We start from the raw sequence: 6,275 nt of genomic DNA on the forward strand, positions 1-6,275 counted from the left end.
CGTGCTGCTCAACCTGGTGCTGTAGCCCCAGGTTGAGCAGCGGTGCCGGCTACGCCGGCGCGACGTCGAGGTCGGCGATCAGCGGGTAGTGGTCGGAGGCGCGGTCGGCGTCGCCGCCCCGGACCGCCCGCACCTGCCGGGTCAGCTCGGCGGCCGCGGGCGTGGCCAGAAGGTAGTCCAGGCGCATCGGCGCGAACTCCGCCCCGCCGTGCCGCGTCGGCACGGTCCACCCGTCCGGTTCCGGTGAACCGTCGCGTGTCCAGAGGTCGACCAGGCCGGCGTCCAGCAGCCGGGCGACCGCGCGGGTGTCCACTGTCCGGCCGTCCCGGCGCAGGTGCCGGCGCCGGTACAGCTCCGGCAGCCGGGCCAGGCGCGCGGTGTGGTCGGCGGCCGGATCGAGGGTGTTCAGGTCACCGGCGACCAGGGCCGGCCCGTCGCCGCTGCGGCGCACGGCCGCCGCCAGCCAGTCGGCCTCCATCCGCCGCCGGCCGCCCGAGTACGGGTTGAGGTGCGTACCGAACACGGTCAGCGGCCCCGCGTCGGTGGCCACCGTGACCCGTACGGCGGCGTGGTGGAACGGCCGGCGTACCCGGCCGGCGGTGAGGATCCGCAGCGGCGGGCGGACCAGCACCGCCACCGGCTGGGCGAACCACGACCGGGCCAGGCGTGCCACCATCCCCATCCGCCCGGCGAAGGCCGCCAGGGCGCGTTCGTCGAAGCCGCGCAGCTCCTGCAGCGCCAGGATGTCCGGCCGCAGGTCGGTGACGACCCGGACGATCAGATCCCGCCGGTCCCCGCCGCCGGCGTCCCGACCGCCGGTACGGATGTTCCACGTCGCCACGCGCAGCATGCGGCCGGTCAGTCCACCCGGCCGGCCCGGGCCAGCTCGTCGTCGAGGGTGTGCACGTCCTCCGACTCGATGGCCGGCCGGTTGCCCTCACGCAGGTCCTCGTTCGGCCGGACCACCCAGTAGAGCAGCGCCACCCAGAGGGTGCACAGGATGATCGCGCCCATGAAGTCGGTCGGGTGGTGCATCCCCCGGTACATCCGCGACACCGCCACGCCGACCGGCATGATCACCGCCAGCGCCACGAACACCCAGCGCCACCAGCGGTCGGTGCGCGGGAAGGAGATGATCGCGATGGCGACCCAGACGCACAGGGTGGCCGCGATGTGGCCGGACGGGAAGGACGACGTCGGCATCGGCCCGTCCAGGTTCCCGACCGGCGGGCGGGGCCGGTCCACCGCGGCGGCGGAGGCGAGGAAGAGGGTCAGTTCGCCGAACATGGTCAGCGCGACGAACAGCACCGGACGCCAGCGCCGCCAGACCGCCAGCACCAGCGGGCAGAAGACCAGCGAGATCAGCAGGATCGCGTGGGTGTCGCCGAACTTGCTCCACCACCAGGAGAGGTCGTCGCGGTCCGGGTTCCGGTGCTCGGCGAACCAGCGCGGCACGTCGGTGTCGAGGGTGGCGAGGAACGTCCCGCCGGCGTGGTAGCTGACGAACATCCCGAAGCCGTAGAGGGCGCCGAGCACCAGCACCCAGCCGACGATCAGCTCGAAGACGGCTGCCCGCGGGTGCGGCAGCAGGTGCGCCTCGTCGGGGGCGGGCGCCACGTCGTGCGCGGCCTCCGGCTCCAACCCCTCGGTCAGCGCCGGCACCGGCCGGCCGCGCTCCAGCCGCCACAGCCGGAAGGCGTACGCGGCGATGCCCAGCCACGCCGCGCCCAGCAGCCACGCGCCCAGCACGTCGGAGACGAAGTGCACGCCCAGCGCGATCCGGGTCAGCCCGATGAGCACCACGACCGTGGCGACCAGGCCGATTGCCGGCTTCCGCCAGCGGGGCGACATGGCCGGGAGGAAGACCAGCAGCAGCGCACCGTACGCGACGAACGACCCGAGCGCGTGACCGGAGGGGAAGCTCTGCCCCGCGTACGCCCCGATCGGCACCTCCACCTCGGGGCGCAGCCGGTCGACGAGCGTCTTGAGCGCCGGGTCCAGGATCAACGCGCCGACGCCGGTGACGATGAGGAACACCGCCAGCCGCCCCTGCCGACGGATCAGCAGACCGACCACGGCGACCGAGATCAGCCAGATGAGCACCGCCCGGCCGCCCAGGTCCGTGAGCGCGTTGAGCACGGTGACCAGCGGCCCGTACGGCGACACGAGGTCGTTGAGCCACGCGGCGACACCGTGGTCGACGTCGTACAGCGGGGTCCACTTCACCCGGACCAGGACCAGCAGCAGACCGAAGCCGACCCCGGTGCCGAGCACGAGCGCCAGGCCGGCGAGCGTCCGCTCGGTGAAGTGACCCAGGGGTCGGCGCAACACGTCGGTGACCACGCCCACGGCAGCCTCCCTCTCAGCTTCTGGCGTGGCGCAATACCCGATCGGTGCTTCGCGTACACCGGGCGGCGGATCTACAGCGCGGTCATCTCGCCGGTGTCGTGCGGCTCCATCCGGTCGGCCTCGGGCTCCCACAGGTCCGGCTGGGCCGGCTCGTGGGCGCCGATCCGCACCGCCTCCAACTGCGCGGCGAAGGCCAGCCCGCCGAAGAGCGCCATGCCGGTGAGGTTGGCCCACAGCAGCAGCGCCATCATGCCGGTCAGCGCTCCGTACGTCTGGTTGAAGTCGTCGCTCCAGGCGACGTACCCCGCGAGCAGGAGACTGGTCAGCCACCACAGCGCGGTGGCCGTCCCGGCACCGAAGAACAGCCACGACAGGCCGGGCTGGTTGCGCCGGGGCGCGTGCCGGAACAGCACCGCGACGGCGAGCACGGTCAGCCCCAGGCTGAGCGGCCACCGCGCCACGTCCCACACGCCGTCGGCGAACTGGCCCCACGCGTAGTGCCGCTGCACCGAGTCGCCGATCGCACCGCCGGCGACCAGGATGAGGAACCCGGTCAGCGCGGGCAGGCCGGCGGTGAGCGCCAGGACGGCGGCGCGTACGTACTTCCACAGCGCCGGGCGGTCCCGCTCGACGCCGTAGATCCGGTTGGCGCCCCGCTCGATCTGCGCCATCGTCATGGTCAGCGCAACGAGGCCGGTGAGCAGACCGAGGGTCAGGGCCAGCTCGCCCACCTCCTCGGTGCGTTCGCCCTCGCCGAGCAGCTCACCCACCACCTCGTCGCTGGCGCCCGGAGAGAGCGCCAGCACGGTGTCGGCGACGACCTCACCGCCCTCCTCGACGCCCAGCTCCGAGATCAGACCGGTCAGCGCGATCAGGAACGGCACCACGGCCAGGCAGAGCTGCAACGCGAACGCCCGGGAGTGACTGAACCCGTCGCCGTAGCGGAACCGGATGAACGCATCCCGCAGCAGGTGCCAGCCGCCCTCGCGGCGCAGGGTGTGCCAGGCGTCGTCGGCGGACAGCTCCTCGTCGGCCATCAGCCGGGTCTCCGGCACGATGCGGGTGCTACTCACGGCGCGCCTCCTCGACCCGCTGCTCGCCCCGCTCGGCGGCCGCGTCGACGTCCACCGCCAGGTCCGGCGCCTCCTCCGGCTGCGGTACGCACAGCCACAGCGCCCGCCGCCGGATCTCCGCCCGCAGCGTCCGGCCCGGCTCGATCAGGTCACCGTCGAGCTCCCGCGGCTGCGGGCGGTTGCTGGTGATCTCCACCCGCCGCCCGCGGAACACCTCCATCCGGGGCACCCGTTCCTGCCTGCGGACGACCGCCCAGCCGAGCGCCACCCAGTGCCGCAACGTGCGCGGGGTGAGCACCGCGACGTCGAGGTAGCCGTCGTCCGGCTCGGCGCCGGTGAGCAGGCGCAGGCCGCCCTGGAGCCGGCCGACGTTGGCGACCAGGACGGACCGGGCCCGACGCCGGAACGGCTGCTGGTCGTCGATGCGGATGGAGACCCGCATCGGCCGGTCCCGCAGGTGCCGCGCCGCCCCCACCACGTACGCCGGCCAGCCGATCCGCTTCTTGGTGGTCTCCGAGGTGGCGGCCAGCATCTGGGCGTCGAAGCCCATGCCGGCCATCACGGTGAAGTGGTGCTCCTCGACCTGCCCGACGTCGAGCAGGCGCCGGCCGCGCTCGAGGGCCACCTCGAGGCCGGCGACGAGGTCGTTGGAGAGGCCCAGGTTGGCCGCGAGCAGGTTGCCGGTGCCCTGCGGCAGGACGGCCAGCGCCACCTCGGTGCCGACGAGGGCGCTGACGCAGGACATGACGGTGCCGTCACCGCCGCAGACGAAGACCACGTCCACGCCGGCCCGTACGGCCTGCGCGGCCTGGCCCCGCCCCGGGTCGTCGACGGTGGTCTCGTACCAGAGCGGTTCGGGCCAGCCGGCGGCGGCGAGGACGTCGTCGACGGTACGGCGCAACTCGTCCGGATCGGCCACCTTGACCGGGTTCACCACCACGGCCGACCGCAGCCCGCCCTTGTCCTCGCCAGCATCCACGGCGTCAGTGTGCAGCACGGCCGCGGGTTCAGCGAGTTGCGGCGCGAGCGGGGTCGGCAGCGCCACAAGGAGGTTTCGGCGCCGCCGCCACCGGTGCAGCCCGCCGCGCCACGCCACGCGCCCGGGTCAGGCGGCCGTGCTGAGGGCGGCCTCGACGCGGCGGCGGAGGTCCTCCAGGTTCACGCCCGCCTCGGTGAGCACCAGTGCGGCGAGGCCGTTGCCTTCGCGGAGCAGGCCGAGCAGGATGTGCTCGGTGCCGATGTGTGAGTGGCGCAGCCGCAGCGCCTCCCGCAGCGACAGTTCCAGCACCTTCTTCGCCCGCGCCGAGAACGGGCCGCCCGCGTACCGTCGCCGGCCCCAGCGGCGGCGCGGCGTCGGCTCCGCCTCGCGGAGCGCGTCCGGGCCGAACGTCGCCTCGATGCGCGCGACGATGGCCGCCAGGTCGATGCCGATCTCGCGCAGCGCGGCGGCGTCGGCGTCGGCGAGCCCGGTGCTGGTGTGCGCGGTGTGCCGCCGGATCCGAGCCCGCAGGTCGTCGGCGCTGACGCCCGCCTCGCGCAGCACCCGCACCGCGAGGCTGTCGCCGTCGTCGAGCATCGCGAGCAGCAGGTGCTCGGTGCCGACCGGGCGTCGCCCCTCGGCGCGGGCCTCGTCGCGCGCCCCCTTGACCACGCTGCGCGCCCGGTCGGTGAACCGCTCGAACATCACGCCTCCCAGGTTCGATCGACCGCCGGCCGCCCGGCGTGCTTCTTGTGGACCGCCTGCCGGCTGACCTCGAGCGCGTCGGCGATCTCCTGCCAGGACCAGCCCTGCCGCCGGGCGTTGTCGACCTGGACCACCTCGAGCCGCTCGAGTAGCCGGCGCAGCGCGCGGACGGCGCGTAGCCCGACCCGGGGGTCGGTGCTGCTGGCGGCCGCCGCGAGTTCCGTCGCCTGACTCATGTCGTCAACTTACGTTGACGCGCGGCCTATGTCAACTCCGGTTGACGATCCTGCTAGGGTCCGGCCGTGCACTCGTTCGACGGTCCCCGCCTGCTGCCGGTCGGGCACCTGCACCTGCGGCTGGCGGGCGCCTCCACCGTCGGCCGCCGGTACCCGGCGAACTTCGACGTCCTCCACGTCGACCCCGAACTGCCCCTCGCCGTCGTCGCCGACGGCATGGGCGCCGGTGAGGGCAGCCGCCGGGCCGGCAACACCGCGGTGAGCACGCTCGTCGCGGACGTCCGGGCCACCTGGCCCGACGTGGACGCCCGTCGGTTGCGCACCGCCGTGGCCCAGGTCCAGTCCGCCGTACGCGCCGCCGGCGCCGACCTCGCCGACCTGACCGGGTGCACCCTCACCGCCCTGCTCGTCGAACCGGACGGCGGACAGGGCTGGCTGGTGCAGCTCGGTGACTCCCGGGCGTACCGGCTGCGCGACGGCCTCCTGGAACTGCTGACCGTCGACCACACCGCGGCCTGGCTGGGCGTCGTCCACGGCTGGTACGCGGCCGACTCCCCCGCCGCCGCCCGGGCCCGCTACCAGCTCACCCGGTACGCCGGGCATCCGCGCGAACCGGAGGCGGACCTGCTCGCGGTGACGCTGCGACCCGGCGACACCTGGCTGCTCTGCACCGACGGGGTGAGCGACCAGGTCGACTACCACCGCCTGCGGGAGATCCTGGCCGACCCCGATCCGGGTCAGGCCGTCAGCGCCCTCCTCGACACCACCCTCACCGCCGGCGGCGCCGACAACGCCACAGCCGTCATCGTCCACGTGAGCTGAGAATCGGTCGGGCCAGGTGTGCGGACGCCGCTGGCCGGCACCCGGAATCCGGGTGCCGGCCAGCGGCTTGGTTCCCCCTGTCGAGGAAAGACTGTGGGTCAGTTGTTCCAG

The 6,275-nt window shown here is 74.0% G+C and carries 7 protein-coding genes; 1 reads left to right on the plus strand and 6 read right to left on the minus strand.

Annotated features, from left to right (window positions below; all coding sequences use genetic code 11):
• Window positions 1-49: 49 nt before the first annotated feature.
• The 6 genes from AB0873_RS17865 to AB0873_RS17890 all read right to left on the minus strand — a co-directional run bounded on the left by AB0873_RS17865 (window position 50) and on the right by AB0873_RS17890 (window position 5,342).
• Window positions 50-850, minus strand: a complete 801-nt coding sequence (locus AB0873_RS17865; RefSeq protein WP_366600801.1) for an endonuclease/exonuclease/phosphatase family protein — start codon at window positions 848-850, stop codon at window positions 50-52.
• A gap of 8 nt (window positions 851-858) precedes the next feature.
• Window positions 859-2,349 (minus strand): phosphatase PAP2 family protein, encoded by a 1,491-nt coding sequence (locus AB0873_RS17870; protein WP_366600802.1) that lies wholly within the window; start codon window positions 2,347-2,349, stop codon window positions 859-861.
• 71 nt (window positions 2,350-2,420) lie between these two features.
• On the minus strand, window positions 2,421-3,422 hold the full coding sequence (locus AB0873_RS17875; protein ID WP_366600803.1) for a YihY/virulence factor BrkB family protein: 1,002 nt from the start codon (window positions 3,420-3,422) through the stop codon (window positions 2,421-2,423).
• On the minus strand, window positions 3,415-4,401 hold the full coding sequence (locus AB0873_RS17880; protein ID WP_366600804.1) for a diacylglycerol kinase family protein: 987 nt from the start codon (window positions 4,399-4,401) through the stop codon (window positions 3,415-3,417). The genes AB0873_RS17875 and AB0873_RS17880 overlap by 8 nt, the downstream gene beginning before the upstream one ends.
• Window positions 4,402-4,527: 126 nt before the next feature.
• Entirely contained in the window at window positions 4,528-5,106 is a 579-nt protein-coding gene (locus AB0873_RS17885; RefSeq protein WP_366600805.1) for a Clp protease N-terminal domain-containing protein, read from the minus strand.
• Entirely contained in the window at window positions 5,106-5,342 is a 237-nt protein-coding gene (locus AB0873_RS17890) for an HTH domain-containing protein (protein ID WP_366600806.1), read from the minus strand. The genes AB0873_RS17885 and AB0873_RS17890 overlap by 1 nt, the downstream gene beginning before the upstream one ends.
• Window positions 5,343-5,408: 66 nt before the next feature.
• On the opposite strand from AB0873_RS17890, the gene AB0873_RS17895 reads away from it, so the two are divergent.
• Window positions 5,409-6,164, plus strand: a complete 756-nt coding sequence (locus tag AB0873_RS17895) for a protein phosphatase 2C domain-containing protein (RefSeq protein ID WP_366600807.1) — start codon at window positions 5,409-5,411, stop codon at window positions 6,162-6,164.
• Window positions 6,165-6,275: the final 111 nt, after the last annotated feature.

Origin of the sequence: Micromonospora sp. NPDC047707, assembly GCF_040704235.1 — a bacterium.
Classification (GTDB): Bacteria; Actinomycetota; Actinomycetes; order Mycobacteriales; family Micromonosporaceae; genus Micromonospora.

Coding starts and splice junctions, on each gene's coding strand:
- AB0873_RS17865 (WP_366600801.1), bottom strand. CDS start 850: ATGCTGCGCGTGGCGACGTGGAACATCCGTACCGGCGGTCGGGACGCC.
- AB0873_RS17885 (WP_366600805.1), bottom strand. CDS start 5,106: ATGTTCGAGCGGTTCACCGACCGGGCGCGCAGCGTGGTCAAGGGGGCG.
- AB0873_RS17890 (WP_366600806.1), bottom strand. CDS start 5,342: ATGAGTCAGGCGACGGAACTCGCGGCGGCCGCCAGCAGCACCGACCCC.